Source organism: Novosphingobium profundi (assembly GCF_018491765.1).
Lineage (GTDB): Bacteria > Pseudomonadota > Alphaproteobacteria > Sphingomonadales > Sphingomonadaceae > Novosphingobium > Novosphingobium profundi.
Map to the genome: position 1 here is coordinate 1 of NZ_JABWCU010000015.1, position 25,710 is coordinate 25,710.

Genomic DNA, 25,710 nt, shown 5'->3' on the forward strand with positions numbered 1-25,710 from the left:
GCGCTCTAGGCAACCGGCGCGGGGCCGGTCGATTCGGCGGGCACGATCCGCATCGTGGGCAGGCGGCGTTCGGGCGGCGCGCGCTCCTCGATCCGGGCGATGAGCCGCTCGGCCGCCAGCGCCGCCATCTCGCCGAAGGGGCGCAGCACCGAGGTCAGCGAAGGGCTGAGCATGCGCGTCAGCAGGCTGCCGTCGAAGCCGATGACCGAGAGGTCGCCGGGCACCGCGATGCGCCGCGCCGCGGCCACCTTGAGCACGCCCGCGGCCATGATGTCGTTGGCCGCGAAGATCGCGCTCGGCCGCGCGCCCGTGCCCAGGAGATGCTCCGCCGCCGCGACCCCCGAGGCGAAATCGTAGTCGCCCGGCGCCTCGCGCACCTTCGCGCCGGCGCGCGCGGCCTCGGCGAGGAAACCGGCGCGCCGCTCGGTCGCCGAGGCGGTGTCGGCCGGTCCGTTGACGAGACCCAGATCGCGGTGGCCAAGCTCGAGCAGGTAGCGCGCCACGTCGGCTCCCGCCTCGCGCTCGGCGTTGATAAGGACCTCGCTGAACCCCTCGAGGCCCACCGAGGACAGCGCCACCGCGCGGATCGGCTGCGCCGCGAGCGCCGCGCCGAGCCCTGTCACCCCCGAGACCGGCGGCAGCACGACAAGGCCGTCGACGCGCGAGCGTTCGACGAAATCGAGCACGTCGCGGATCGCTTCGGCCGCCTCGAGCGGGGTCGAGTGGACGATGACCTCGTAGCCGTTCGCGGCGGCGAGCGCGCTGACGCCGCGCTGGATCGCATCGAGCACGAGCGCGTTGCGATCGTTGTGGATGAGGCCGATCAGGAACGAGCGGCGCAAGGCCAGCGCCCGCGCCCGCGCGCTCGGGCGGAAATTGAGCTCGGCAATGGCCTGCTCGATCTTCGCGCGCGTCGCCGCGTTGACCTTGGGGGACTTGTTGAGGACCCGCGACACGGTGCGGATCGAAACGCCCGCGGCCTGCGCGACATCGCCGATCCTCGTCTCACTCCCCATGCGGGGATCACCTTGGTCCTTCATGCCGATGGCTTAGCCGCTGCACCGGGGCGATCAAGTCCAATCCCGCTCAGCTCCAGGACACCAAGGCGGTGACGATCGGCGGTCATCCCCGGCGCGGATCGATCAGGAACTTCTCCCCCGTCGCCTTGCGCTCGTAGCGGCGCAGGACATCGGGGTGGAGCGCCTGTGCCAGGCCGACGACCTCGGTATAGCGACTGGCGAAAGTCGTCGTGAGTTCGGCCTGAACGCGTGCACGCAGCCGGGCGGCCACCTCGGGCCCGGCCTTTTGCAGGAATGGGAAGAGCAGCCAGCCACCGACGGACCATTGAAAGCCGAACGCCATGCGCTCGAGCGTGGTGGGAGCAGGATCGAGCGCGCCGTAGATGTAGAGCTGCTTGAACGTGTCGGAGCCGTAGCGGCTGTAGCTGCTCGCATTTTCGAGCGCGGCGCGCTCCATCGCGCGCAGGATCTCGCTGCCCAGGGTGCCGCCGCCGATCGCGTCGAACGCGATCGTCGCGCCGGTTTCCCGGATTGCCGCGGTCAGCTGCTCGCTGAAATCGGGCTCCCGGCTGTTGACCACATGGCGTGCACCGATGTCGCGCAAGATCTGCGCCTGTTCGGGCGAGCGCACGACATTGACGAGCCCGACGCCGTCGGCCAGGCAGATCTTCTGCACCATCTGCCCCAGGTTCGAGGCGGCGGCGGTATGGACGATGGCCTTGTGGCCCTCTCGGCGCGCGGTTTCGACGAAGCCGAGCGCCGTGAGCGGGTTCACGAACATGGCCGCGCCTTGTTCCGCGCTGGCCCCGTCCGGAAGGGCGATGACATCTCGCGCCGCGATCCTTCGGTAGTCCGCGTACATGCCGCCGCCGATCATGCCGACGATCTTCCCTTCGAGCGACTTGGCCGCGCGCCCCGCAGCGACGACCGTCCCCGCCCCCTCGTTGCCGATCGCCAGCGACTGGCCGAGCCGGCCGCGCACGCCCGCCAAACGGGCCTCAGGCACCTGAAAACGAAGGGAGCCCTCGTCCAGCGTCTCCAGCGTCGAAATATCGGCCGGTCCCAGGAGCAGCCCGAGGTCGCTGGGATTGATGGGAGCGGCCTCGACGCGCACGATGACTTCGTCGTCACCCGGCTCGCCCAGAGCGACCTCTTCGAGGGAAATCGTCAGGGTACCATCCTGATCGACGCGGGTGCGCATCTCGCGGCCTGTCAACGTCATCGTGTCCTTCCTTGATTACGGATCATAGGTAGTGGAACGAGGCGGGCTTACAACCGGTTCACGGCTGCGCGCATCGCCGGCGTTCAGGTGCCCTGGCCAAGCGCCTCACGCCGTTCGTCGCGTGCTGCCAGCAGCAGCGCACGCACGGCGAGGTCGTCCAGCTGTTCGATCCGGGTGAGCGAGACATGGCGCAGCGCCTTGCCGCTGCCTTGAAGCCGTCCTTGAGGGTCGGGCAGGATCGCGCCCCGATAGAAGCCGAGATTGACGTGATGCTTGTAGGGCAGCGCGAACACGTAGGCTTCGCTCATCTTCTTCGGGCCCCACCCCCAACTGACGGCCCGATCCCCCGGGCGAGCTACCTCCACGACGCCGGGATGCAGCTCCCGTACCCGTTCCCGCACCGCGCAAAGCAGGTGCGCGTGCCGGGGTTCGAGGGCAACGATCTGCTCGAAGGTGCCAGTGGTTGCGGCCATGCGCGCGAGAATGCCAGGCTCTCCTCCATCGCACAACGGCCAGCGCGTCATGGCCGCGGCGAGACCAGCGCCGCCGCAAATACGCCGCGCAGGCCAAGGACGTCCGCGCGCGGTGCGAGCGTGCCCTCGCCCGACGAGCCGCTAAACCTTGAAAATTTGGCACATCCATCGTGTTCGGCCACCCGGACCGACAAGCATATGCGCGCTTCACCCCGGGCCTTCGCGAGGGTATCATCGCGCAACAATTGCCTTCACAGGTAGTTCCTCAGGATGGACCGCAGGACAGGGGCAAGGATGAACGAGAAAGCACACGAACCGGCTCTTGCGCAAACCGCGCCCCGGATCCGCGTAAATCCACCGGTCTTCTACATCTCGGCCATCCTCATCATCGCCTTCGCGGCCTTCGGAGCGATGTTTCCCGAACGTGCGGGCACGCTGTTCACCGCGGTGCAGGCCAGCATCGTGCACGACTTCGGCTGGTTCTACATCGTGTGCGTCGCCGGCTTCCTGCTCTTCGCGATCTACCTGATGCTCAGCCGCTACGGCGACACAAAGCTCGGCCCCGACGACAGCGTACCGGAATACAGCTACATCTCGTGGTTCGCCATGCTGTTCAGCGCCGGCATGGGGATCGGTCTCATCTTCTTCGGCGTGGCCGAACCGATCCAGCACTACGCACTTCCCCCGGTCGGCGACGGCAAGACGGTCGAGGCCGCGCGGCAGGCGCTGGTGCTGACGTTCTTCCATTGGGGGCTTCACGCCTGGGCCATCTACATCGTCGTCGGCCTCGCCCTGGCCTACTTCGCCTTCCGGCGGGGATTGCCGCTGACCATCCGCTCGGCGCTGTTCCCGCTGATCGGACGACGCATCCACGGCCCGATCGGCCACGCCATCGACATCTTCGCGGTGCTGGGCACGATGTTCGGCGTGGCGACCTCGCTCGGCCTCGGCGTGCTCCAGGTGAATGCGGGCTTCCACCATCTCTTCGGAGTTCCCACCAGCAGCACGGTCCAGCTCGTGCTGATCGCGGCGATTACCGGCATGGCCACGCTCTCGGTCGTGGCCGGGCTCGACAAGGGCGTGAAGCGCCTGTCCGAACTGAACATCGTGCTGGCCATCGCGCTCCTGCTCTTCGTGCTCTGCGCCGGATCGACGGTCTTCCTGCTGCAGGCCTACGTGCAGAACATCGGGGCGTACCTTGGTTCGGTGGTGCAGCGTACTTTCCGCATGTACGCCTATGAGCCGAACCCGTGGCTGGGCAACTGGACGCTGTTCTACTGGGGGTGGTGGATCGCCTGGTCGCCCTTCGTGGGCATGTTCATCGCGCGCATTTCGCGCGGCCGCACGATCCGCGAATTCGTGACCGGCGTGCTGCTCGTGCCCGTCCTCTTCACCTTCCTGTGGATGACCGTATTCGGAAATACCGCCATCGCGCTCGACATGAGCGGCGAAGCGCCAATCGCGGCGACGGTCGCCAACAATCTGCCGGTCGCGCTGTTCGAGGTCCTCGAACACCTCCCGCTCTCCACTCTCGCCTCGGGGCTGGCGACGCTGCTGGTCATCACCTTCTTCGTGACCTCTGCCGATTCCGGCGCGCTCGTGATCGACATGATCACGTCCGGCGCGGCCGAGAACACCCCGGTCTGGCAGCGCGTGTTCTGGGCGGTCTGCGCGGGCGCGGTCGCGGCCGTGCTTCTTCTCGCAGGCGGTCTCCAGGCGCTCCAGACGGCGGCCATCGCCAGCGCCCTGCCCTTCTGCGTGGTGATGATCTTCATCTGCTATGGCCTGCTGCGCGCGCTCCAGGCCGAAGCCGTCGCGACCAGCCTCGACCTGTCCGGCGCCGCCGAGCCCGACAACGGCACGCTGGGCTGGCAGCAGCGCCTCGCCAGCATCGTGCACTTCTACAAGGAGGCCGAAGTGCGCGCCTTCATCGCGGGAACCGCCGCCCCTGCCTTCGACGCCGTCGCACGGGAGATGACGAGTGGCGGACTGGCGCCGCGCGTCTCGCACGAGCCTGACCACATCACGCTTGCCGTCGATCACGGCGATCGCGGTGCCTTCAGCTACAGCGTCCGACTGCGCAGCTTCCGCACCCCGAGCTTTGCCTGGGCCGAAACGCGCAAAGCCCAGAGCGGCGAGAAGCTGCATTACCGGGCGATGGCCCAGAGCCCGCACGGTGACCAGCCCCATGACGTGACCGGCTACACGCCCGACCAGCTGATCCACGAAATCGTGCACCGCTACGCGGCCTTTCGCCACTTGCGCCGCATCGCCTGAGCAAAGGGCACGAACGGGCACTTGCCCTCCCTTTTCCGACCCGGAATGCGAGCCGAGGAAGATTTGATTGCCGGGCCCCGCGCCACCCCGCATAGACAAGGCGCGCGCAACACGCCCGCGCGCGTCCAAGATCGGGGACCCGATGAGCCACTGTGACCGCCGCACGATCCTGTCCGCCATCGCCGCCATGAGCGGGGCCCTGGCCGTTCCCGCCCTTGCCGTCTCTGGCTCCGGGGCGCCTGCGAAGGCAGACGGTTTCCTCGCCCGCAAGGGCCTTGCGGTCGGCATCCAGGTCTATACGGTCGATGATCTGGTGCGCCAGGACTTGGCCGGTACTTTCGCGCGGATCGCGCAGATCGGCTACCGATCGGTCGAACTCGCCGGATTGCACGGATACACCGCCAGGACCCTGCGCGAGGCGGCCGACGGCGCGGGCCTCGCGATCACCAGCATCCACCTTGGCGACAGCCTGATCGGCTCCTCACAGGACGATACCGACCGCCTTGTCGAAGACCTGTCCATACTGGGCACACGCGCGGCGGTCCTGCCCATGTTCATCTTTCCGCGCGACGTCGCGCGCATGGAAAACGAGCCCTTCGCCGCCTATCTCCACCGCGCCGCGCGCAGCCAGGGCACCGGCCTGTGGGAGCGCACCGCCGACCTCCTCAATGCGCGCGCCGCCGCCTTCGCCCCGCACGGCATCAGCCTTGCCTACCACAACCACAACGTCGAGTTCGAACCGATCGAGGGTGGCCCCACGGGCTGGGACATCCTGATGGAACGCACCGACCCCAGGCTCGTGCGGCTCGAGATCGACCTGGGCTGGGTCGCGGCCGCAGGGCTCGATCCGGCGGCCTTCGTTTCGCGCTACACGGGCCGGGTCGACAAGGTCCACGTGAAGGACATCCTGGCCTCGACCACACCGAACTTCGCCTTCCGCCAGGACCCCGCTTCGGTCGGCGCGGGCATGCTCGACTGGGACCGGGTGCTTCCCGCCGCCTACGCGGCCGGCGTGCGCCACTTCTACGTCGAGCAGGAGCCGCCCTATACCGTCGACCGCTTCGTCTCGCTTGCCGACAGCTACCGCTTCCTCGCCGGCTGAGGCTCACGCGTCCAGCCCGGACGGACAGGGGCGCGGATCACGCCCTCCCAAGCCCGCCAAGTCGGGTGAAGAAGGGCAGCGCCGGGTTGCGGTTGTCGGTGCGCCACACCAGCGCGTGTTCGATTTCGGGCGCTTCGTCGAGCGAAGCGAAACGCACGCCCCGGGTCCCCAGCCTCGCCATCGAATGGGGAACGAGGGCAATCCCGATGCCCTGCGCGACGAGGCTGATGATCGTGTGCTGGAGCTGCGTCTCGAGGCGTACGCGGGGCACGGCCTGCCCGGCGGCGAAATAGCTGTCGATCGCCGCGCGCAGCGGAGGGGCGACGATCCGGGGCGTGACGATCAGGCCTTCCTCGGCGATCATCGCGGGCGTGATCGGACCACGGCCTGCCAGGGGATGATCGTCCGGCGCGGCGAGGATCAGCGGCTCGCGCAGGATCGGCTCGATCGCCAGTCCCTTGACCGCGCCCTGCCCGAACGTGATCGCGGCATCAAGATCGCCGCGCAGGACCTGGTCGAGGATTTCGGAGGGCAACGTCTCCTTCAGCTGCAGATCAACCTCCGGGCGCTCTTCCATGAAGCGCTTGACGATGGGTGGGAGGCTGCTGTGCGCGGCGTGCATCATGAAACCGATGCGCAACTCGCCCAGGCTCCCCGCCGCGACAAGCTGCGCGTTGCGGCAGGCCTGGTCCAGCGCCGCAACCACGCCCCGCGCCTCGTCGAGAAAGCGCTCGCCGCTTGCCGTCAGGCGGGCATGGCGCGAATTGCGCTCGATGAGCGTGACGCCCAGATCCCGCTCCAGCGCCTGCACCTGTCGGCTCAGCGGAGGCTGGCTGACGTGGAGGATCTGCGCGGCGCGTCCAAAATGCAGCGTTTCGGCGACGGTGATGAAATAGCGCAGCTGGCGGATGTCGACCATGAATACCTTTTCTGCATCAATCGATACATGAGATAGCATTGGAATGTATCGATATAGCCGACTAGCCGGGCCGCTTCCACCATCGAGGTTGCCCCATGCTTTCGGTTCTCGGCACGGTCCTGCCGATCTTCGCCCTCATCTTCGCAGGCTGGCTCTCGCGCCGCATCGGCGTGTTCGGCCCGCAGGCGACGAGCGAGCTCAACCGCTTCGTCGTCTACCTCGCCTTGCCCGCGCTGCTCATCGACATCGTCGCGACCGCGCAGTGGCACGAGATCTGGCAACCGCGCTTCGTGGCCACGTTCGGGCTCGCGACGCTGGCCATCTTCGCGCTGGCCTTGCTGGTGCGCCTGCGCCGTCCGCGCCATCTGGCCGACGCGGCGATCGACGGTCTCAACGCGTCCTATGCGAACACCGGCTTCATGGGATTCCCGCTTGCCCTCGCGGTCTTCGGCAAGGCCATGCTGACGCCGACGCTGATCGCGACCATCCTGACCGTCTGCGTGCTCTTCGCGCTCGCGCTGGTCCTGCTCGAAGCCGGCCTGCAGACCGAGCGGCACCCGCGCCGCATGGCGGTGAAGGTCGCCGGATCGCTCGGTCGCAACCCGCTGCTCGTCGCGCCTGTGCTGGGCGGGGTGCTGATGGCCTCGGGGTTCGCCCTGCCCCATCCCCTCGAGAGTTTCCTCAAGCTCCTGGGCGCTGCCGCCTCGCCCTGCGCGCTCGTCGCGCTCGGCCTCTTCCTCGCCGAGCCACGCGCGCAGGGCGCCGATCCCCAGCGCGGTGCGACCGCATTGCTGACCGCTCTCAAGCTCATCGCACACCCGGCCCTGACCTGGGTGATCGGGGCCTGGCTTTTCCACCTGCCCCCGGCCCTGTTGCACGCCGCAGTGCTCCTCGCCGCGCTGCCGACCGGCACCGGGCCCTTCATGGTCGCCGAATTCTACCGGCGCGAGGCGACGGTCACCTCGCGCACGATCCTCGCCTCGACGATCCTTTCGCTGGTGACGATTACGCTCTACCTGGCCGCCATCGCGTGACGTTGACCCACCGGCCCCTCGCACGCGTGCGGAGGGCCGGTGGGTCAGGCCTTGGCGGCGGTGACGATGATCTCGATCTTGTAGGCGTCCGAGGCGAGCTTCGATTCGCCCGTGGCACGCGCCGGCTTGGGACCATCGGCGACCCAGGCGTCCCACACCGTGTTCATCGCGGCAAAGTCGGCCATGTCCGCCAGCCAGATCTGCGCCATCAGGATATGGGCCTTCGAGCTGCCCGCAAGGGCCAGCAGCCGCTCGATCTCGGCGAGCACCGCACGAGTCTGCTCGGCCACGGTCTCGCCGGGCTCGCACTGGCCCGAGAGGTAGATCGTCTCGCCGTGGATCACGATCTGGCTCATGCGATCGTCCGCTTCGATACGGGTTACGGTCATGGTCGTCCTTGTTGGCTGATGGGCGGGCCGAAGCACCGCGCCGGGAAAGGGAACCTGGGCCCTTAGCCGCGCGCGCCGCAAAGATCATCGGCCTTGATCGCCCAGACCCCGTTTTTCGGCGCCAAGGCCGCGCCCCGATCGCCCTCCCGCGCTCGACGCTGCGCGATCAGTCTGGCTGGCGGGGCACGAAGCGATTGAGTTCCAGCCAGTCGAGGAACTGGGGCAGCAGGCCCATGGTGGTAGTGCCGGGCCGCCCCGCGCCGAAGCCGTGGTCGCCGGTCTGGTAGGCGTGCAGTTCGACCTTGCCCCCTGCCTTGTGCCACGCATCGACGATCCCGAAGCCCTTGCCGCCGAACAGGCCGTCGTCCATCGCGAGCGCGGCGAACATCGGCGGGGCATCGGCGGGGACCGCAACCGCCTCCATCGGACCGTAGACGTAGCCCAGGAAGTCCGGCCGCCCGCCCGCCGGTGCACCGAGCGTGGCGAGCTTCGCCGTCTGCGCGCCGGCGGAAAAGCCGATCATGCCGACCCGGTGCGGGTCGATACCCCAGTCCTTGGCCCGGCCGCGCACGAGCGCAAGCGCGGCGAGGGCATCTTCGGTCGCCCGCGGTTCCTTGGCGTCCTGGTTCGATCCGTTTGCAGCGCCCGCAAAGCGCTTGCCCAGCGCCGCGAGGAAAGCCTGGTTGTCGCGCGGGGTCGGATTGAGGCGGTACTTGAGCACGAAGGCCGCGACACCGTGCTTTGCGAACCATTGCGCCACCTTGGTCCCCTCGCCGTCCATCGCCAGCGACAGGAAGGCCCCGCCGGGCGCGACGATCACCGCCGCACCCGTGCCGGTGCCCGCAGCGGGCAGGAAGGGAATGAGCGTGGGGTGCGTGACGTTGCGCGCCGCGACGCTGTCGATCGTCGATCCCCCAATGGTCACCACCATGTGGGTCCACTGCTCGGCATCTGGCGCCTGGGACGAGGGATAGAGCGCCATTTCACCCTGGAAATCGGGCTTTCGCGCATCCTCGATTACCACTTGTTGCGCCTGGGCAGTTACCGGCGTCAGCAGAACGAGCGCGGCGCTCAAAAGCCATTTCTTCATCGGGGATCCTTCCTCTCCTTGCGCGCTTGTGCGAGTGCCTTTGCGCGTTCCTTTTGCGAAGGACCTAGCGTGCGGCGGCGCCCCGGAAAAATATCGAATTTTCAGTGTACCATAGGGCGGCGCTATGGACGGTGCCTAGGCGGCCTGCGGGTCTGCGCGCTGAGCGGCCATTCGCTGCGGCACTGGAGCCACAAGGTGTCGACGACCGGCTCGCCCGCCTCGACGACGCGGATGCGCTCAGGGCTGTGGAAGACGAGGCGCGCGTAGCGCGACAGCACCGTGAACCCGGGGCCGCGCGCCACTGGCTCGAGGATGAGCGAAATCTGATTCGTGAAGCCACGCACGGGGATGTGCGCGATTCCGGGGGCTGCGCGGAAAGCGCAAGGACAGCAGGCGGCGCGCCATCGCCTTGCCGTCGGGATGATCGATGACGCCCAGGTGCGCCAGGTCTTCCCACTGCGCCGAAGTGCATCTGGCGGGTACCACCAGTTCGAGCGGTTGCTCGACGAAGGGCGTCACCCGCAGGCGTGCGTCGTCGGGGCGCATGCCCGTGCGCGAGTACTTTCCCGGTGAGAAGCTCTACCACATGGTCTATTGCGAGGACCCCTTCGGCAACATCCTCGAGGTCTACAGCCACAGTTACGAGTTGACCTATTCGGCTGGCGCCTACGCCTGACACCGGCACGGCATTCCCATCCCCCCTGGGGGGATGGGAATGTCATGGCAATTGCGCTAGGGAATCGCCATGACCGCGCTTCCCCAATTGCTGCAACAGGGCTCTGCCCACGCCTGGCTGTTCATCCCGAGCGCCATCCTGCTCGGCGCCCTCCACGGGCTCGAGCCGGGCCACTCGAAGACGATGATGGCCGCCTTCATCGTCGCCGTGCGCGGAACGGTGCGCCAGGCGGTGCTGCTGGGCCTCGCCGCGACACTGTCGCACACCGCCGTCGTCTGGCTCGTCGCGCTTGGCGGTGTCTACCTGTTCGACGGGCTTAGCCCCGAAGGCATCGAGCCCTATTTCCAGTTCGCCTCGGGCCTCTTGATCGTCGCGGTTGCGCTCTGGATGCTCTGGCGCATCCACTACGATCACGATCACGATCACGATCACGATCACGATCACGATCACGGGCACCATGGGCATGTGCACGAGCATGAACCCCATGGGCATTCGCATCATGGTCACGACCATGATCATCACACCCATCTCGAGCCCGAACTCGAACATGCCCTGGACCTCACCGACGGCGGCTATCAGGACGCGCACGAACGCCAGCACGCCGAAGACATCCGCCGCCGCTTCGCCGGGCGTTCGGTCACCACCGGGCAGATCGTGCTGTTCGGCCTGACCGGAGGCCTGATCCCCTGCCCCGGCGCGATCACGGTGCTGTTGCTGTGCCTGCAGCTCAAGCGCGTGGCGCTGGGCTCGGTGCTGGTGCTGTGCTTCAGCGTCGGCCTTGCGCTCACCATGGTGATGTCGGGCGTCATCGCCGCACTCAGCTTGCGCTATGCACGCAAGACCTTCGGCGGTTTCGGTTCACTGGTGCGCAAGGCACCCTATGCCAGCGGCCTCCTGATCCTGTGCCTGGGCGCCTATCTGGCGTTGCAGGGCTACCTTACCCTCCCCTGACGCGAGGACCCGACGATGAGCCACGCCGCCAGTCCCGACCTGCTCAACCGCCTGCGCCGCGCGAGCGGCCATCTCTCGAGCATCATCCGCATGATCGAGGAGGGGGACGACGGGCTCAAGATCGCGCAGCAGATGCAGGCCGTCGTCGCCGCGCTCGAAAAGGCCAAGACGCTGATCGTGACCGACCATATCGAGCATCATCTCGAAGACATGATCGGACCCCTGCCCGGCGACGTGCGCGAGGAACTGGCCAAGCTCGGCGAACTGGCGAAGTATCTCTAGGGCGCGACCTGGCGCGGCCCTTCCAGTCTTTCGAGCAGCCGGTAGGCGCGCTCGACGATCGGCCGATCGACCATCGCACCATCGAGCGCGACCGCCGCGCCCGCCGAAGCGCGGTCGGCTGCGACGATGCGGCGGGCCTGTTCGATCTCGGCCTCGCTCGGCGCCAATGCCGCCTCGACCGGGGCGATCTGCATGGGATGGATGCACATTTTGGCGGCAAAGCCGAACGAGCGCCCATGCGCCATCGCGGCCCGGTTCGCCGCCTCGTCGCGAAAATCGGGGGTCACCCCCTCGACCGGCGGGGCAAGACGCGCGACCCGGCTGGCAAGGGTCATCTGCAGGCGCAGCGGATCGAGCAGCCGGTCGTCGCCCGCAAGGCCGAGGTCGAGTGCCAAATCGATGGTGCCGAGCGCAAGGCGCACGACGCCCTCGCACTGCGCGATCCGGCCCATATCGGCCACCCCGCAAGCGCTTTCGACGAGGGCGAGGACGGGCGCGAGCCCCGCCACGCGCGCCAGCGCAGCACCGGGTTCGGCCTTGGGCAGCATCACCCCGATGAGGCCGGGATGGGCCAGCAGCTTGAGATCGTCCTCGAACCAGGGCGTGTCGGCCGCGTTGATGCGCACCATCGCTTGCCCGCCGGCCTCGAGCCAATCGCGCACATTGGCGCGCGCGGCCACTTTGTCGGCCGCCGGCACCGCGTCCTCGAGGTCGAGGATCGCGAGGTCGGCGCCGCATCCCGCCGCATTGGCGAAACGCTCGGGCCGGTTGGCCGGAACGAAGAGGAAATGCCGGGCTTCGGCGATCCGCGCCCCCGCTTCGGGATGACTCATGCCTGCTGGTCCGCGGGCGAAAGGCCGATCTCGGCGAGGATCGCGGCGGTGTGCTCGCCCGGCGCGGGGACGGGGTCCATGCAGGCTTCGCGCTGGCCGGGGGGGAGCAGCGCGGGAACGGGCCCCGCCTGCGTGGCCACTTCGCGCCAACGCCCGCGCGCCTCGAGCTGGCGGTGCGACCAGAGCCCGGCCATGTCGTTGACTTGCGCGTTGGCGATGCGTGCGGTGTCGAGCGCGGCGAGAACCTCGCGGGTCGGCATCGCGCCCAGCACCGCGGCGATAATCCCGGCAAGCTCCTCGCGGTTGGCCGAGCGCGCCGAGTTGGGCGAAAAGCGGGGGTCGAGCGTCAATTCGCCCTGCCCCAGCACGTTCTCGCAGAACGAGGCCCATTCACGCTCGTTCTGGATGCCGAACATGACTTCGCCGTCGGCGGTCCGGAACGGGCCGTAAGGGTAGATCGTCGCGTGGTAGGCGCCCGTGCGCGGGGCCTGCGGCGCGCCGTCGTAGGCGTAGTAGAGCGGAAAGCCCATCCACTCCGCCATCGTCTCGAGCATCGAGACGTCGATGTGCCGCCCCTTCCCGGTGCGCCCGCGCTCGATGAGCGCGGCGAGGATGTTCGAATAGGCGTACATGCCCGCGGAGATGTCGGCGATCGAGCAGCCCGCCTTGGCGACTTCGTCGGGCGTGCCGGTGATCGAGAGGAAGCCGGATTCGGCCTGGATCAGCAGGTCATAGGCCTTGCGATCGCGGTCGGGGCCGTCCTGCCCGTAGCCCGAGATGTCGCATACGATGAGGCCGGGGTGCGCTTCGCTGAGGCTCGCATAGTCAAAGCCCATGCGTGCGGCGGCACCAGGCGCAAGGTTCTGCACGAGCACGTCGGCCTTGGCGACGAGACGGCGCATGGCCTCGAGCCCCTCGTCGCTCTTGAGGTCGAGCGCGATGCTCTCCTTCGAGCGGTTGCACCACACGAAGTGCGAGGAAAGCCCGTGGACGCGCTCGTCGTAGCCGCGCGCGAAATCGCCGGGGCCGGGGCGCTCGACCTTGATGACGCGGGCGCCCAGGTCGGCCAGCTGGCGCGTGGCGAAAGGCGCGGCGATCGCGTGTTCGAGACTGACGACGGTGATCCCATCAAGCGGACGCATCTTCGGGTAACTCCCCAGGATTCAAGAGACAAGGAGGGTCCTTGCGGCACCGTCTGAAGCGACGATGCCGGCGCTGGACCCGAGGAAGGCCGCCGGGCTGGGAGGAGGAGAGAGCGGGTAGCCCGGCGGCCTTCACGGTCGTCCGCAGTTGGTGACCCCGGTGAATCCGGGTGGGACCACCAACTGCGAACCTTGCAGGTTCACTTGTGGAACATGTACGTCTTGGTGTTGGTGAACTCGGCCAGACCTTCAGCCCCGTTCTCGACGCCCATGCCCGACTGCTTGTGGCCGCCGAAGGGAATGTCGATGCCGTGGATGTGGATCTCGTTGACCCACACCGTGCCGGTCTCGAGCCGCTTGGCGACCGCGATCGCGGCCTCGCGGTCACGTCCCCAGACCGAACCGGCCAGGCCGAACGGCGAGGCGTTGGCCTTGGCCACCACTTCGTCGACCTCGTCGAAGGCGAGGATCGGCAGGATCGGGCCGAACGGCTCTTCCTGCACGATGCGGCTGTCCTCGGGCGGGTTGTCGACGATGGTGACCGGCACGAAGTTGCCCGCCAGGCTCTCGTCGATCTCGCCGCCGAGCGGGACCTTGTAGCCCTTGTCCTTCACGTCCGCGAAAAGGCTCTTGAGCTTGTCGTACTGCATGCGGTTCTGGATGGGACCAAGGTCGGTCGCCGGGTCCATGCCGTCCCCCACCTTCATGTCCTTGGCGAAGGCCACGAAGGCCTTGACGAATTCGGCGTGGATCGAGCGGTGGACGTAGATGCGCTTGGAAGCGATGCACCACTGGCCCGAATTGCCGAAGGCGGCCCAGAACAGCGTGGGGACGATACTCTGCCAGTCGGCATCAGCAAGCACGATGGCCGCGTCGTTGCCGCCCAGTTCCAGCGTGATGCGCTTGAGGTTCGAGGAACCCGAAGCCATGACCTTCTTGCCGGTCGCGGTCGAACCGGTGAAGCTGATCTTGGCGATGTCGGGGTGCTCGGTCATCTGCGCGCCAAGCGCGTTGCCGCCCGAGACGATGTTGAGCACGCCCGGCGGGAACACCCCTTGCGCAATCTCGCCGAAGCGCAGCGTGCACAACGGCGTATAGGGCGAGGGCTTCATCACCATGGTATTGCCGGTGACGAGGCAGGGAGCGACCTTCCACAGGCCGAGCAGGACAGGGAAGTTCCAGGGCGTGATCGCGCCGACGACGCCGAGCGGGGTGTGGTGGACCTCGACGACATGATCCTCGGTGTCCTCGAGCGTCTCGACCGGCAGGCGGCGCTTGGCGACTTCGCGCACCCAGAAGATCGCGGCCTCGACTTCGCCCGTCGCCATCGTGTGGCGCGGCTTGCCCTGCTCGCGGGTGAGCAGCGTGATAAGCTCGTCCTTGTGCGCCTCGAGCGCGTCGGCATAGGCTTCGACGTAGGCGCCGCGCTCGTCGGCGCTGAGCGCGGCCCAGGCGGGGAACGCCGCCTTGGCCGCCGCGATCGCCACTTCCATCTGCTCGGCCGAGCCTTCGGGGGCCTGCGCGAAGACCTCGTTGGTCGCCGGGTTGAGGACGTCGAAGGTGGCGTTCGTCTCGATCATCTTGCCCGCGATCGAGAGGCGGTAGGGGCCTGCGAAGTCCACCGTCGCGGGGGTGGGGATCTTGGTTTCAGCGTTCATGCAAATTCTCCCAGATATCTCGTCTCAAGGCTTCACGATCGGCTTCAGGACCGCGCCCGATTCCGAATCCGCGATCGCCTGGTTGATCTCGTCGAGGGCGTAGAACTTGATCAGCTTGTCGAAGGGGAAACGGCCCTGGCGCCACAGTTCGATGAGCTGGGGGATGAAGACCTGCGGCACGCTGTCGCCCTCGATGATGCCACGCACGGTGCGGCCGAACAGCAGCGTGTTCATGTCGAGGCTGGCCCGCACGCCGAGGTTTGCAGCGCCGATGAGGCCGCACATGCCCGGGATCCGCAGCGCGTCGACCGCCTGCTCGAGCACTTTGGCGACGCCGGTGCATTCGAGCGTGAAGTCCACCCCGCCCGCACCGCTGAGCTCGCGGATTTCCTCGACCGCGTCGCACGTGCCGCCGTTGACGGTGTGCGTCGCGCCCAGCTCCTGCGCCAGCGCGAGGCGCTCGTCGTGGAGGTCGACGACGATGATCGTGGTGCAACCCACGGCCTTGGCGGCCATCGTCGCGGCAAGGCCGACCGAGCCCGCGCCGAAGATCGCGATCGAGGAGCCGGCATGGGGTTTGAGCGCATTGAGCACCGCGCCCGCGCCGGTCGAGATGCCGCAGCCGAGCGGCCCCATCATCTCGAGCGGCACGTCCTTGCGGATCTTCACCGCGTTGCGCTCGGTGGCGATGGCGTACGTGCCGAAGCTCGACTGCGCGAAGAACGCGCTGCCCAGGTCGTGGCCGTGGCAATCGCAGATGGACTGGCTGCCATCCATGCGCGCGCCCTTGAAGTTGCGGTCGTAGAACTCGGTGCAATAGCCGGGCAGGCCCGACTTGCAGTTGTCGCAGGTGCCGCAGTGCCCGAAGGCGAGCACGACGTGGTCGCCCACGACAAGGTTCTTCACCCCCGCACCGACCTTCTCGACCACGCCCGCGCCTTCGTGGCCGATCACCAGCGGCAGCGGGACCGGGTAGCCCTGGTCGCGCACCACCATGTCGGTGTGGCACACGCCGGTGCCGACGATGCGCACCAGGACCTCGTCCTCGCGCGGCTCGCCGAAGGTGACGTCCTCAATGGTGAGCGGTGCCGCCTTTTCGCGAACGACCGCAGCCTTACCTTCCAGCATGGTTCTCTCTCCTTCTTCGTTCTCAGACCGAGCGGCCGCCATCGACGGGCAGTTCGACGCCGGTGATGTAGTCGGCCGTGGCAAGGTAGAGCGCGGCTTGCGCCACGTCGTCGGGGGTGCACAGGCGACCGAGCGGGATCGAGGCCATGAACTTCGCGCGGTTCTCGGGCGTGTCGGGCATGCCCATGAAGTCCTCAAGCATGCCGGTCACGCCCATGACCGGCGCGATCGCGTTGACGCGGATGTTCATCGGCGCGAATTCGACCGCCAGCGCCTTGGACAGGACATTGGTCGCGCCCTTGGAACCGGCGTACCAGCTAAGGCCCGGGCGCGGCCGGATGCCCGAGACCGAACCGACGTTGAGGATCACGCCCCCACCGTTGTCGCGCATCGCGGGCACGACCGACTGGACCATCAGGTAGATGCCCTTGATGTTGACCGAGAGCACCCTGTCGAAGGTCTCCTCGTCGACTTCGAGCGCGGGCTGGTTCTTGTGGGTGTAGCCTGCGTTGTTGATGACCACGTCGGGCACGCCGAAGGCCTCGGTCGTCGCGGCGACGGCGGCCTCGATGTCGGCGCGCTTGCTGACGTCGGCGCGCAGTGCGATCGCCTTGTCGGTGCCGATCGCCTCCGCCACGGCTTGCGCCTTTTCAAGGTTCAGGTCGAGGATCGCGACCCGCGCGCCCTTGGCGGCGAAAAGATGCGCGGTCGCCTCGCCAAAGCCGCTGGCAGCGCCCGTGATGAGGGCGGTCTTGCCGTTCAGATCCATGGTACTCTCCGAATGTGTCTTATCGTACGTTGATGGGAGGAAGGACGGGCGATGGCTCAGCCGTGGTTGAACACCATCGTCTTGGTCTTGCTGAAATCGTGGAGCGCGGCGAATCCCTTCTCGCGCCCGTGGCCGCTCTTGCCCGAGCCGCCGAAGGGCAGCTCGATGCCCGCGCCCGCGCCGTAGCAGTTGACGAAGACCTGGCCCGCGCGGACCTTCTTGACGAGGCGCATCTGCCGGGCGCCGTCACGTGTCCAGACCGCGGCGACAAGGCCGTAATCGGTGTCGTTGGCAAGCTGGACCGCGTCGGCCTCGTCCTCGAAGGGAAGCACCGTCAGGACCGGGCCGAAGACTTCGTCGCGCGCCAGCGCATTGTCGCGCGGCGCAGGGCCGAGCAGCGTCGGCACGACATAGAAGCCGTTCGCGTCCGCGCCCGGATCGATCGTGCCCTCGGCGAGGACGGGAATGCCGTCGGCCTTGGCCTTGTCGAGGAACGACTGCACCCGCTTCTGCTGCTTCTCGGTGATGATCGGGCCGCAGTCGCGGTCCATCTCGGGCGAACCCACGCGCACCTTGTTGAAGGCCTCGACGAGGCGGGGGATGAAGGCGTCATAGGCCGACTTCTCGATCAGCAGGCGTGTGCCCGCCGAGCAGGTCTGGCCGCTGTTCTGGATGATGGCCTTGACGATGACCGGGATCGCCGCGTCGAAATCGGCGTCGGCGAACACGATCTGCGGCGACTTGCCGCCCAGTTCAAGCGTGCAGGTGATGTAGTGATCGGCGCAAAGCTTCTGGATGATCTGGCCGACCTCTGGCGAACCGGTGAACGACATGAAGTCGACGCCGGGGTGCGAGGCAAGCGCCGCACCCGCCGTCGCGCCGCGACCCGTGACGACATTGATGGCGCCTTCGGGAAACCCGGCCTCGGCCGCCAGCTCGACCAGCCTCAGTGCGCTCGCCGAGGCGTCCTCGGCGGGCTTGAGCACGGTGGCGTTGCCGACGGCCAGCGAGGGAGCAAGCGTGCGCCCGAACATCTGCGCGGGGTAGTTCCAGGGCAGGATGTGGCCAGTCACGCCGTGCGGTTCGTGGATCACGCCGACGTGGTAGCCGGTGAGGTAGGGGATGGTCTCGCCGTGGTGCTTGTCGGCGGCGGCGCCATAGAATTCGAAGTAGCGCGCGAGCGCGACGATGTCGGCGTCGGCCACGCTCTTGGGCTTGCCGGTGTCGCGCGCCTCGATGGCGGAAAGTTCCGCGGCGTTGGCCAGGATCAGCTCGCCCAGGCGCGCCAGCATGCGGCCGCGTTCGGTGGCGGTGGTGCGGCCCCAGGCACCCTCGTCGAAGGCCTTGCGCGCGGCCTTGACCGCCAGGTCGACATCGGCCTCGGTGCTGTCGGCGATCTGGCCGAAAGTCTTGCCAGTGGCGGGATCGATCATGGGCAGCGTCGCGGGCGAGCTCGGCTCGTGCCAGGCACCGGCGATGAAGTTGCGGCTGAAATCGACCTTCACGTCACTCTCCTTTTACGCTCCCTCGAGGCATCGGGCCCGTGGGCCTGCTCGGAAGCGTTGTTTCGTTTGCAAAGACGAGATAGGGGGCTTGGGTCATCGCGTCTAATATCGGTTAATGGGCATTTCGATTAGATCTGGATATGGAACTCAGGCACCTTCGCTACGCCCTCGCCATTGCCGAGGAACTGCATTTCACCCGTGCGGCGGCCAAGCTGGGCATCGGGCAGCCCCCGCTCAGCCAGCAGATCCGCAACCTGGAGGACGAACTGGGGGTGCAACTGTTCCACCGCCTTTCGCGCGGAGTGGAGCTGACCGAGGCGGGCCGTGCCTTCATGCCGCTGGCGCAGGCTGCGGTGCAGGCGGCCGAACAGGCGGCCTCGGCCGCCAAGCGCGCCGCGCGCGGCGAAATCGGCACGATTTCGATCGGATTTACCTCCTCGGCCTCGTTCAACCCGCTGGTGCCCCAGCTGATCGGCCGTTTCCGCGAACGCCATCCGGACTTGCGCATCTCGCTTGTCGAGCGCGCCACCTCGCACTTGCTCGAGGGCCTGCTCGACGCGACGCTCGACCTTGCGTTCCTGCGCCCGGCTCTGGGTGAAACCGAAGGCCTCGTGTGCCGGCGCCTGCCCGACGAACCCTTGCATGTCGCCCTGCCCTCGCGCCATCGCCTGGCCGGGGAAAGCGAGATCGAGCTGGTCCAGCTCGCCGGCGATCCCTTCATCCTCTATCCGCGCACCAATGGCCGCCTGCTCTACGACAGCATCATCGCGGCCTGCCGCAACGCCGGGTTTTCGCCACGCATCGCGCAGGAAGCGCCGCAGATGGCTTCGACGGTGAACCTGGTCGCGGCCGGGGTCGGCGTCGCGCTGGTGCCCGAATCGATGTGCCAGATCCACGGCCACGGCGTCACCTACGTGCGCATCGCGGGCGACGCGCCAATGGCCCAACTGGCCGTGGCGCACCGCCGGGGTGGCCTGCTGCCTCCGGCGGTGCGCAACTTCATGGCCAGCCTCGCGAACGAGGATTGAGCGAAACCCTCACGCCGCCGCTGCAATCATCTTCGCGCCGCGATAGCCGATCAGGATCGAAGGCGCATTGGTGTTGCCCGTGGTGATCGAGGGCATGACCGAGGCGTCGGCGACGCGCAGGCCCTCGACCCCGTAGACCCTGAGCTGCGGATCGACCACCGCCATCGCATCGGTGCCCATCTTGGCGGTGCCGACCGGGTGGAAGTAGGTCGACACCGACTTTTGCAGGAAGTCGCGGTAGGCGACCGGATCCTGCGCGGCGGGTCCGGGCAGCAGTTCGGCCTTGCGGATGTCCTTGTAGGCGTCCGAATTGCCGATCGCGCGGGCCAGTTCGGTCGCCGCCTTGAGCGCGACGAGGTCCTGCCCGGCCTGGAGGTAGTTGGGATCGATCAGCGGATCGACGCGCGGATCGGCCGAAGTCACCGTCACCGCGCCGCGCGACTTGGGCCGCATCACGCCGCACAGGATCGCGTAGCCGTGCTGCGCCTGGAGGTTCAGCTCCTTGGTCGCGAAGGGCACGCTGACGTAGAGCGCGTTGATGTCGGGCACGGGCTGGTCGGGGGTCGACTTCCACCACATGTAGACTTCGGAATGGTTGTACTGCGTGGGCGGCACCGGGTGCTTGGACTCGAAGTTGACGCCCGCCCCCAGCACGTGGTCCTGCAAGTTCTGGCCGACACCGGAGAGTGACACGACCGGCGTGATCCCCAGCTTGCGCAAGTGCTCCGCATCGCCGATCCCTGAGAGCGTGAGCAGCTTGGGCGTGATCACCGCGCCCGCCGAAAGGATCACCTCCTTGTTCGCGCGCACCCGCGTCATCTTGCCCGCGTGGAGGTATTCCACGCCGACGCAGCGCCCCTTCTCGATCAGGAGCTTCATCACCGGGGCCTCGGTCAGCACGGTGAGCTTCGCGCCCTTCTCCATCGCCGGGCGCAGGAAGGCGACCGCGGTGTTCTGGCGCTTGCCCGCATGGACGGTGAAGTTGACCCAGGCCGGGCCTTCGAGCTGGCCACTGTTGAAGTCCTTGGTCTCGGGATAGCCCAGCGACTTTGCACCTTCCATGAAGGCGACCGCACCCTCGTGGCCCTTGGCCGGATCGGGCCGGGTGACGTGAAGGGGCCCCCCCGCACCGCGCATCTCGCTCGCGCCGCCCTGCCAGTCCTCGAGTTCCTTGTAGTCGGGCAGAACCGACTTCCAGTCCCACCCGGTGGCGCCGTCATAGGCCCAGTCCTCGTAGTCCTGCGCCGCGCCGCGGCAGTAGATCATGCAGTTGACGCTCGAGCAGCCGCCCAGCCCCTCGCCGCGTGGATAGGGCACGACGCGGCTCTGCGCATGCGCCTGCGGGGTGGTGGCGTAAGTCTTGGTGAAGGGCGAGGCGAGCGCCTCGGGCCAGCGCGCGGGATCGGTGATGAGCGGGCTGTCGTCGGAAAGCCCTCCTTCGAGGACGAGCACCGAAGCGCCGCTGCGCTGGGCGAGCTCGCCCGCGAGCGTGGCGCCCGCCGAGCCCGCGCCGACGACGATGTAGTCCGCCGAGGCCACCGGTGCGGTCGTCCGCGTCGACTGCGCCCAGGCCTTGCCACCCGCCAGCCACAGCGCGTCGGCCATGGCAAAGCCCGCGCCTGCCGCCATCGCGCGCGAGAGGAAAGTGCGCCGGCCCATGCCGCCCTGCGCGTGGTCGCGCAGCGCGGCGGCAAGACGCGTGAAATCGATCGAAGTGCTCATGCTGGTGCCTCTCCCGGGCGAGTGTCGAAGGGGCGGCCGCGCCTAGTCATGGCGCGATCCGCGAGGTGGGTGGATCAGAAGACGCGCAGGATGCGCAGCTGTGCGCGGAAACCTTCCTTGAAGCCGTTCTCGACCGCGAGGTCGGTCCCGGCCTGGGTCATCAGCTGCCACTTGGGCGAAAGCGTGTGGCGCCAGGTCCCCAGCACCGAGGTGGTCTTGGTCACATTGTCCTGCTCGAGCCCGGCGATCTTCGTCTCGCCGCCCGAGACGTGCATCAGGCGTGCGTTGATCTCGTTGGTGTCGTCGAGGAGGTAGCGCGCGAAGGCCTGGACCCGGTAGGTCGGCTTCTGCGTCATCGTCACGCGGGCCGCGCCGTAATCGGTGTTCTTGCCGTAGATCATCGCATCGCCCGCCAGCTCGGCGACGAAGTGCTTGCCGATCCCTTGCGAGATGACCGCCTGGAGCGAACCCTTCCAGCGGTTCTCACCCATGTTGAGCGCGCGGTCGGCGTCGTATTCGCCGGTCGGCACGAAGACATAAGGCGTAATCCCGATGTAGGTCTTGCTCTCGGGGTTCTCGTGGACCCACAGCGTGCTGACGAGGATCGTGTCGCCAAAGCCGGTGGTCTTGCCCAGCGCGCGGGTCGAACCGCCGCCCGCGAGATGGCCGAAGGGCTGGAGCACCTGGTAATCGAGCGTCATCCCCGCGATCTTGGTGAAGCCGACATAGCGCAGGATCGTCACGGCCGATTCGAGCTTGGCCTTGTCGTCCACCTTCTTGCCGTCGGCGTAGAGCGAGCCTGCATTGGCGTACTGCATGTAGACGATGCCGAGCTGGGTGCCGTCGGGCGCGGGAACGTAGTCCCCCGCATCGATCGCCTGGGCCTGCGCGGCCGTGGGCGCGAGCGTGACCGCCGCAGCACTCGCCAGCGCGGGAAGACCGATGGAAATGGCGCGATGAAGGACGCGGCGCGCGGCGCCGAGGTGATGGGCCACCTAACTCTCCCGTTTTCGATTTTGCTTTACCAAGCCCTCCGGCAGGAGCGCTTCGGGTCTCGGTATTGCGACGCTGAAAACGAATGTCTATCAGCCATTGGGCAATGATGATTTCGCAAAATTCGAAATCAAACGGGAGGCGCTTTTCACCGTGATCCGCGATCTGACGACCTTGCGGCTGTTCGTGCGCGCGGCCGAGACGGGCACGCTGAGCGAGGCCTCCGAGCACTTCCACATCGCGCTTGCCGCCGCCTCGCGGCGGATCGCGCTGCTCGAGGAGCGCATGGGGGTGAAGCTGTTCCAGCGCAGCCGCAACGGCCTCGCGCTCACCAGCGCGGGCACCGCGCTCCTCGCCAGTGCCCGCGAACTTCTCGAACACGTGCGCACGATCGAGGGCGAGATGGCCGACTTCGCGGGCGGCATGCGCGGCACGATCCGGCTCCAGACCAACCCTTCCGCGATCATCCAGTTCCTTCCGGCGGACCTTGCCGCGTTCCACGCGCAGCGCCCCGACGTGCGCCTCGACCTCGAGGAGAACATCTCGGTCGATGTCGTGAATGCGGTGAGCGCGGGCACGGCCGACATCGGCATCATCATCGGCGGCACCCCGACGGGCCCCTTGCGCACCCTGCCCTATCGCCGCGACCGGCTCGCCCTGCTGGCCCCGCGCGGAGCACTTGCGGGGCGCGAGACGATCGCCTTCGCCGAAGTGCAGGACCGCGAGTTCGTCGGGCTGGTGCAGGCGACCGCGCTGACCCGGCGGCTGATGGAGCAGGCCGCGCGCGCCGAGATCGCGCTGCGCCTGCGCATGAGCGTGCGCAGCTTCGACGGGGTGTGCCGGATGGTCGAGGCAGGGTTCGGCTACGGTATCCTGCCGCTCATCGCCGCGCGCGGATTCGCGGCCTCGATGAACCTCGACGTCGTCCCGCTCGCCGATCCCTGGGCGGTGCGCGAGATGCAGCTCGTGCTCCCTCCGACAACCCCGCCCGGCTCGCTCGTCCAGGCGCTTGCGCGCCATCTCGAGGAGGTCGCGTCGGGCGCCGAGGCACCTTAGGTCCGCAAGCCCCTAGGCGAAGCGCTTGGCGCCCGCGACGCAGCCCACCACGATGAGCGTGGCCACCAGCATCGAGGGCGCAACGTGTTCGCGCAGCAGGAAGGCGGCGAGCCCGAGACCCAGGAACGGCTGGAGCAGTTGCAGCTGCCCGACCCGCGCAATCCCGCCAAGGCTCAGTCCCCGGTACCAGAAGATGAACCCGATCAGCATCGAGAAAACCGAGACATAGCCCAGCCCCAGCCAGCTCGCGGGCGCAACCCCGCCGAGGCCCGCCAGCGGCCAGAAGGCGACCGTGCCGACAAGCGCGAAGGGGATGCTCAGCACCAGCGCCCAGCTGATCACCTGCCATCCGCCCAGCGCGCGGGTGAGTACCGCACCCTCGGCATAGCCAAGGCCGCACACCGCGATCGCGGCGATCATCAGCCCATCGCCGAGCGCCGAGGTCGCGGCGTCGCGGCCGAGCGCGAAACCGCCAACCGCAAGCGCGCCGAGAAGCGCGAAGCCCCAGAACGCCGCCGAAGGCCGCTCGCCCCCGCGCACCACCCCGAAGATCGCGGTACTGAGCGGCAGCAGCCCCAGGAACACCAGCGAACGCGCCGCCGACATGTGCTGGAGCGCGAGCCCCGAAAGCAGCGGAAAGCCGACCACGCAGCACGCCGCGACCACCAGCAGCGCGTGCCACTGGCGCGCCCTCGGCCAAGGCTGGCGATAGCTCGCGAGCAGCACGAAGGCGAGCAGGCCCGCGATCAGTGCGCGCGCGCTCGTCAAGAGCCAGGGCGAAAGACCGAGCACCGCGACGCGCGTCGCCGGCATCGAACCGCTGAAGATGGCAACGGCAAGAAGCCCGCTTCCCCAGCCCCGGAAGCTCGTGTGGGTCGTAGGTTTGGTTGGCGCCGTCGGCGTCGTGGACATGGCAAATTCCTCGGGATCGAACCTGATCCGAGTGCGCCGATCTAACGAAAAGGGCTGGTCAGGCCAGCTACAGAACAATACAGTGCGCAGGTTCTGTACTGATATAGAAAGCAACACAGATGACGAAGGCGAGCCAGACCGTCCGGGTCATGGAGGGGATCCGCGCCCGGATCGCGGGGCGGCTGCTGCGCGCAGGCGACCGCCTGCCCTCGGTGCGCGCGAGCGCCGCCAGCTTCGAAGTCTCGCCCGCCACCGTGGTCGAGGCCTACGACCGTCTCGTCGCCGAAGGCTTGATCGAGGCCGTGCCCCGCTCGGGCTTCTTCGTCAGCGCGCTGGCGGGCGCGCCGCAAAGCCCAGCCGCGCGCGGAGAGCCACGCGACCACGCGATCGATCCGTTCTGGGTCTCGCGCCAGTCGCTCGACGATGCGCAGGCGCGCGACAAGCCCGGCTGCGGCTGGCTGCCCCCCGACTGGATGCCGCAGGCCGCGCTGCAAAAAGCGATGCGCGAACTGGCGCGCGATCCCGAACGCCTGGTGCTCTACGGGCCCACCGCGGGCGACCCGGCCCTGCGTCGCCAGATCGCGCTGCGCTTTGCAGCCGAGGGGCTGGAGTGCGATCCGGAGCGCATCCTGCTCACGCAATCGGGCTCGCAGGCGCTCGACCTGATCTGTCGCCTGCTCCTGAAGCCCGGCGACACGGTGCTGCTCGACGATCCGTGCTACTTCAATTACCAGGCGCTCGTCGCCGCGCACGACGTGCGGGCGATCAGCGTTCCCTTCACCCCCACTGGCCCCGATCCCGAGACCTTCGAAGCGCTCGTCGTCGCCGAGCGGCCACGGCTCTACATCACCAATTCAAGCCTCCACAATCCGACCGGAGCCAGCCTCAACCTCGTCACCGCGCACCGCCTGCCCGGCATCGCCGCCGCCCACGGCATGGTCATCGTCGAGGACGACATCTTCGCCGATTTCGCCCCCGGCACGCCGACGATGGCCGCGCTCGACGGGCTCTCGGGTGTCATCCGTATCGGCAGTTTCTCGAAGACGCTCTCGGCGGCGCTGCGCTGCGGCTACATCGCCGCGCGCCCCGAATGGATCGAGGCGCTCGCCGACCTGCAACTGGCGACCGGGTTCGGCGGCCCCAGCCCGATCGCCACCGGAGTGATCGGGCGGGTGCTGTCGGGCGGGGGCTATCGCCGTCACATGGACGAGTTGCGCCGCCGCCTGACAAAGGCCCGAGCCGCGCTCGCGCAGCGGCTCGGGCCCCTGGGGATCGCACCGCAGGGCGATCCGGGGGGTGGCTTTACCTTGTGGTGTCGACTGCCCGAAGGAGCCGACAGCGCCGAGCTGGCCCGCCTGTGCCTTGCCCGCGACGTCGTGCTGGCACCGGGCAACGTGTTCAGCCCGCGCCAGCAGGCCGACGCCTTCCTGCGCTTCAACGTCGCGCAGACGAGCGAGCGGGCGCTGGAGGTGATCGCCGAGGCGCTTCCCGCCTCGCGGGCCCACCGCCGCGTCGCATGACGCCAGCGGC

25 protein-coding genes are annotated in these 25,710 nt (G+C 68.0%); 9 read left to right on the forward strand and 16 right to left on the reverse strand.

All coding sequences use genetic code 11. From position 1 onward, the window contains the following. Positions 1–5 precede the first annotated feature (5 nt). The 3 genes from HT136_RS17280 to HT136_RS17290 all read right to left on the reverse strand — a co-directional run bounded on the left by HT136_RS17280 (position 6) and on the right by HT136_RS17290 (position 2,765). On the reverse strand, positions 6–1,016 hold the full coding sequence (locus HT136_RS17280) for a LacI family DNA-binding transcriptional regulator (RefSeq protein WP_246543858.1): 1,011 nt from the start codon (positions 1,014–1,016) through the stop codon (positions 6–8). Positions 1,017–1,122: 106 nt separating this feature from the next. Further along, positions 1,123–2,241 carry a zinc-binding dehydrogenase gene (locus HT136_RS17285; RefSeq protein ID WP_214201074.1) on the reverse strand — a complete coding sequence of 373 codons (1,119 nt, stop codon included), beginning with the start codon at positions 2,239–2,241 and terminating at the stop codon, positions 1,123–1,125. An 83-nt stretch (positions 2,242–2,324) separates the two neighbouring features. Next, the gene (locus HT136_RS17290; protein WP_343222229.1) at positions 2,325–2,765 is read right to left on the reverse strand and encodes a DUF1801 domain-containing protein; all 441 of its coding nucleotides are present in this window, start codon (positions 2,763–2,765) and stop codon (positions 2,325–2,327) included. Between the two features lie 243 nt (positions 2,766–3,008). Here HT136_RS17290 and HT136_RS17295 point away from each other — a divergent pair, with 243 nt between their 5' ends. Together HT136_RS17295 and HT136_RS17300 are read left to right on the forward strand one after the other, a co-directional pair. Next, positions 3,009–4,991, forward strand: coding sequence for a BCCT family transporter (locus tag HT136_RS17295; RefSeq protein ID WP_214201076.1), 1,983 nt, complete (start codon positions 3,009–3,011; stop codon positions 4,989–4,991). Positions 4,992–5,133: 142 nt separating this feature from the next. Beyond that, positions 5,134–6,093 (forward strand): sugar phosphate isomerase/epimerase family protein, encoded by a 960-nt coding sequence (locus HT136_RS17300; RefSeq protein ID WP_214201077.1) that lies wholly within the window; start codon positions 5,134–5,136, stop codon positions 6,091–6,093. Positions 6,094–6,130: 37 nt separating this feature from the next. Here the strand turns inward: HT136_RS17300 and HT136_RS17305 are convergent, their stop codons facing one another. Continuing rightward, positions 6,131–7,012 (reverse strand): LysR family transcriptional regulator, encoded by an 882-nt coding sequence (locus HT136_RS17305; protein WP_214201078.1) that lies wholly within the window; start codon positions 7,010–7,012, stop codon positions 6,131–6,133. A gap of 95 nt (positions 7,013–7,107) precedes the next feature. On the opposite strand from HT136_RS17305, the gene HT136_RS17310 reads away from it, so the two are divergent. Continuing rightward, the gene (locus tag HT136_RS17310) at positions 7,108–8,046 is read left to right on the forward strand and encodes an AEC family transporter (protein ID WP_214201079.1); all 939 of its coding nucleotides are present in this window, start codon (positions 7,108–7,110) and stop codon (positions 8,044–8,046) included. A 44-nt stretch (positions 8,047–8,090) separates the two neighbouring features. Here HT136_RS17310 and HT136_RS17315 read toward each other — a convergent pair whose 3' ends face one another. The 3 genes from HT136_RS17315 to HT136_RS17325 all read right to left on the reverse strand — a co-directional run bounded on the left by HT136_RS17315 (position 8,091) and on the right by HT136_RS17325 (position 9,869). Continuing rightward, a complete protein-coding gene (locus HT136_RS17315) occupies positions 8,091–8,435 on the reverse strand; it encodes a RidA family protein (RefSeq protein WP_214201080.1) in 345 nt (114 codons plus the stop codon). Between the two features lie 166 nt (positions 8,436–8,601). Next, the gene (locus HT136_RS17320; RefSeq protein WP_214201081.1) at positions 8,602–9,525 is read right to left on the reverse strand and encodes an alpha/beta hydrolase; all 924 of its coding nucleotides are present in this window, start codon (positions 9,523–9,525) and stop codon (positions 8,602–8,604) included. Positions 9,526–9,647: 122 nt separating this feature from the next. Beyond that, on the reverse strand, positions 9,648–9,869 hold the full coding sequence (locus tag HT136_RS17325; RefSeq protein WP_214201082.1) for a hypothetical protein: 222 nt from the start codon (positions 9,867–9,869) through the stop codon (positions 9,648–9,650). A gap of 83 nt (positions 9,870–9,952) precedes the next feature. On the opposite strand from HT136_RS17325, the gene HT136_RS17330 reads away from it, so the two are divergent. The 3 genes from HT136_RS17330 (at position 9,953) to HT136_RS17340 (ending at position 11,434) form a co-directional block, all read left to right on the forward strand. Then, on the forward strand, positions 9,953–10,201 hold the full coding sequence (locus HT136_RS17330; protein ID WP_214201083.1) for a VOC family protein: 249 nt from the start codon (positions 9,953–9,955) through the stop codon (positions 10,199–10,201). Positions 10,202–10,270: 69 nt separating this feature from the next. Further along, the gene (locus HT136_RS17335) at positions 10,271–11,152 is read left to right on the forward strand and encodes a nickel/cobalt efflux transporter (protein ID WP_214201084.1); all 882 of its coding nucleotides are present in this window, start codon (positions 10,271–10,273) and stop codon (positions 11,150–11,152) included. Positions 11,153–11,167: 15 nt separating this feature from the next. Next, positions 11,168–11,434: a metal-sensing transcriptional repressor gene (locus HT136_RS17340; RefSeq protein ID WP_214201085.1), complete on the forward strand. Its 267-nt coding sequence runs from the start codon at positions 11,168–11,170 to the stop codon at positions 11,432–11,434. Here the strand turns inward: HT136_RS17340 and HT136_RS17345 are convergent. The 6 genes from HT136_RS17345 to HT136_RS17370 all read right to left on the reverse strand — a co-directional run bounded on the left by HT136_RS17345 (position 11,431) and on the right by HT136_RS17370 (position 18,469). Continuing rightward, the gene (locus HT136_RS17345) at positions 11,431–12,267 is read right to left on the reverse strand and encodes an HpcH/HpaI aldolase/citrate lyase family protein (protein WP_214201086.1); all 837 of its coding nucleotides are present in this window, start codon (positions 12,265–12,267) and stop codon (positions 11,431–11,433) included. The genes HT136_RS17340 and HT136_RS17345 overlap by 4 nt on opposite strands. Further along, a complete protein-coding gene (locus HT136_RS17350; RefSeq protein ID WP_214201087.1) occupies positions 12,264–13,409 on the reverse strand; it encodes a CaiB/BaiF CoA transferase family protein in 1,146 nt (381 codons plus the stop codon). The genes HT136_RS17345 and HT136_RS17350 overlap by 4 nt, the downstream gene beginning before the upstream one ends. Before the next feature lie 200 nt (positions 13,410–13,609). Next, positions 13,610–15,067, reverse strand: a complete 1,458-nt coding sequence (locus HT136_RS17355; protein ID WP_246543859.1) for an aldehyde dehydrogenase family protein — start codon at positions 15,065–15,067, stop codon at positions 13,610–13,612. A 24-nt stretch (positions 15,068–15,091) separates the two neighbouring features. After that, positions 15,092–16,195, reverse strand: coding sequence for an NAD(P)-dependent alcohol dehydrogenase (locus tag HT136_RS17360; protein WP_214201088.1), 1,104 nt, complete (start codon positions 16,193–16,195; stop codon positions 15,092–15,094). 22 nt (positions 16,196–16,217) lie between these two features. Beyond that, positions 16,218–16,964 carry a glucose 1-dehydrogenase gene (locus HT136_RS17365; protein ID WP_214201089.1) on the reverse strand — a complete coding sequence of 249 codons (747 nt, stop codon included), beginning with the start codon at positions 16,962–16,964 and terminating at the stop codon, positions 16,218–16,220. A 56-nt stretch (positions 16,965–17,020) separates the two neighbouring features. Continuing rightward, on the reverse strand, positions 17,021–18,469 hold the full coding sequence (locus HT136_RS17370; protein WP_214201090.1) for an aldehyde dehydrogenase family protein: 1,449 nt from the start codon (positions 18,467–18,469) through the stop codon (positions 17,021–17,023). Positions 18,470–18,609: 140 nt separating this feature from the next. On the opposite strand from HT136_RS17370, the gene HT136_RS17375 reads away from it, so the two are divergent. After that, positions 18,610–19,497, forward strand: a complete 888-nt coding sequence (locus HT136_RS17375; RefSeq protein WP_214201091.1) for a LysR family transcriptional regulator — start codon at positions 18,610–18,612, stop codon at positions 19,495–19,497. 9 nt (positions 19,498–19,506) lie between these two features. Here the strand turns inward: HT136_RS17375 and HT136_RS17380 are convergent, their stop codons facing one another. Together HT136_RS17380 and HT136_RS17385 are read right to left on the reverse strand one after the other, a co-directional pair. Then, entirely contained in the window at positions 19,507–21,219 is a 1,713-nt protein-coding gene (locus HT136_RS17380) for a GMC family oxidoreductase (RefSeq protein ID WP_214201092.1), read from the reverse strand. Between the two features lie 74 nt (positions 21,220–21,293). After that, positions 21,294–22,214, reverse strand: coding sequence for a transporter (locus HT136_RS17385; protein ID WP_214201093.1), 921 nt, complete (start codon positions 22,212–22,214; stop codon positions 21,294–21,296). Positions 22,215–22,365: 151 nt separating this feature from the next. On the opposite strand from HT136_RS17385, the gene HT136_RS17390 reads away from it, so the two are divergent. Next, entirely contained in the window at positions 22,366–23,268 is a 903-nt protein-coding gene (locus HT136_RS17390) for a LysR substrate-binding domain-containing protein (protein WP_214201094.1), read from the forward strand. Positions 23,269–23,280: 12 nt separating this feature from the next. Here the strand turns inward: HT136_RS17390 and HT136_RS17395 are convergent, their stop codons facing one another. Beyond that, positions 23,281–24,180 carry a DMT family transporter gene (locus HT136_RS17395; RefSeq protein ID WP_214201095.1) on the reverse strand — a complete coding sequence of 300 codons (900 nt, stop codon included), beginning with the start codon at positions 24,178–24,180 and terminating at the stop codon, positions 23,281–23,283. A 119-nt stretch (positions 24,181–24,299) separates the two neighbouring features. Between HT136_RS17395 and HT136_RS17400 the strand changes: the two genes are divergently transcribed. Beyond that, on the forward strand, positions 24,300–25,700 hold the full coding sequence (locus HT136_RS17400) for an aminotransferase-like domain-containing protein (RefSeq protein WP_214201096.1): 1,401 nt from the start codon (positions 24,300–24,302) through the stop codon (positions 25,698–25,700). The last annotated feature ends 10 nt before the right edge of the window (positions 25,701–25,710 follow it).

Bases quoted from the DNA above. Each gene is read 5' to 3' on its own strand.
- HT136_RS17280 (WP_246543858.1), bottom strand. From the start codon at position 1,016: ATGGGGAGTGAGACGAGGATCGGCGATGTCGCGCAGGCCGCGGGCGTT.
- HT136_RS17285 (WP_214201074.1), bottom strand. From the start codon at position 2,241: ATGACGTTGACAGGCCGCGAGATGCGCACCCGCGTCGATCAGGATGGT.
- HT136_RS17290 (WP_343222229.1), bottom strand. From the start codon at position 2,765: ATGACGCGCTGGCCGTTGTGCGATGGAGGAGAGCCTGGCATTCTCGCG.
- HT136_RS17295 (WP_214201076.1), top strand. From the start codon at position 3,009: ATGAACGAGAAAGCACACGAACCGGCTCTTGCGCAAACCGCGCCCCGG.
- HT136_RS17300 (WP_214201077.1), top strand. From the start codon at position 5,134: ATGAGCCACTGTGACCGCCGCACGATCCTGTCCGCCATCGCCGCCATG.
- HT136_RS17305 (WP_214201078.1), bottom strand. From the start codon at position 7,012: ATGGTCGACATCCGCCAGCTGCGCTATTTCATCACCGTCGCCGAAACG.
- HT136_RS17310 (WP_214201079.1), top strand. From the start codon at position 7,108: ATGCTTTCGGTTCTCGGCACGGTCCTGCCGATCTTCGCCCTCATCTTC.
- HT136_RS17315 (WP_214201080.1), bottom strand. From the start codon at position 8,435: ATGACCGTAACCCGTATCGAAGCGGACGATCGCATGAGCCAGATCGTG.
- HT136_RS17320 (WP_214201081.1), bottom strand. From the start codon at position 9,525: ATGAAGAAATGGCTTTTGAGCGCCGCGCTCGTTCTGCTGACGCCGGTA.
- HT136_RS17330 (WP_214201083.1), top strand. From the start codon at position 9,953: ATGACGCCCAGGTGCGCCAGGTCTTCCCACTGCGCCGAAGTGCATCTG.
- HT136_RS17335 (WP_214201084.1), top strand. From the start codon at position 10,271: ATGACCGCGCTTCCCCAATTGCTGCAACAGGGCTCTGCCCACGCCTGG.
- HT136_RS17340 (WP_214201085.1), top strand. From the start codon at position 11,168: ATGAGCCACGCCGCCAGTCCCGACCTGCTCAACCGCCTGCGCCGCGCG.
- HT136_RS17345 (WP_214201086.1), bottom strand. From the start codon at position 12,267: ATGAGTCATCCCGAAGCGGGGGCGCGGATCGCCGAAGCCCGGCATTTC.
- HT136_RS17350 (WP_214201087.1), bottom strand. From the start codon at position 13,409: ATGCGTCCGCTTGATGGGATCACCGTCGTCAGTCTCGAACACGCGATC.
- HT136_RS17355 (WP_246543859.1), bottom strand. From the start codon at position 15,067: ATGAACGCTGAAACCAAGATCCCCACCCCCGCGACGGTGGACTTCGCA.
- HT136_RS17360 (WP_214201088.1), bottom strand. From the start codon at position 16,195: ATGCTGGAAGGTAAGGCTGCGGTCGTTCGCGAAAAGGCGGCACCGCTC.
- HT136_RS17365 (WP_214201089.1), bottom strand. From the start codon at position 16,964: ATGGATCTGAACGGCAAGACCGCCCTCATCACGGGCGCTGCCAGCGGC.
- HT136_RS17375 (WP_214201091.1), top strand. From the start codon at position 18,610: ATGGAACTCAGGCACCTTCGCTACGCCCTCGCCATTGCCGAGGAACTG.
- HT136_RS17380 (WP_214201092.1), bottom strand. From the start codon at position 21,219: ATGAGCACTTCGATCGATTTCACGCGTCTTGCCGCCGCGCTGCGCGAC.
- HT136_RS17395 (WP_214201095.1), bottom strand. From the start codon at position 24,180: ATGTCCACGACGCCGACGGCGCCAACCAAACCTACGACCCACACGAGC.
- HT136_RS17400 (WP_214201096.1), top strand. From the start codon at position 24,300: ATGACGAAGGCGAGCCAGACCGTCCGGGTCATGGAGGGGATCCGCGCC.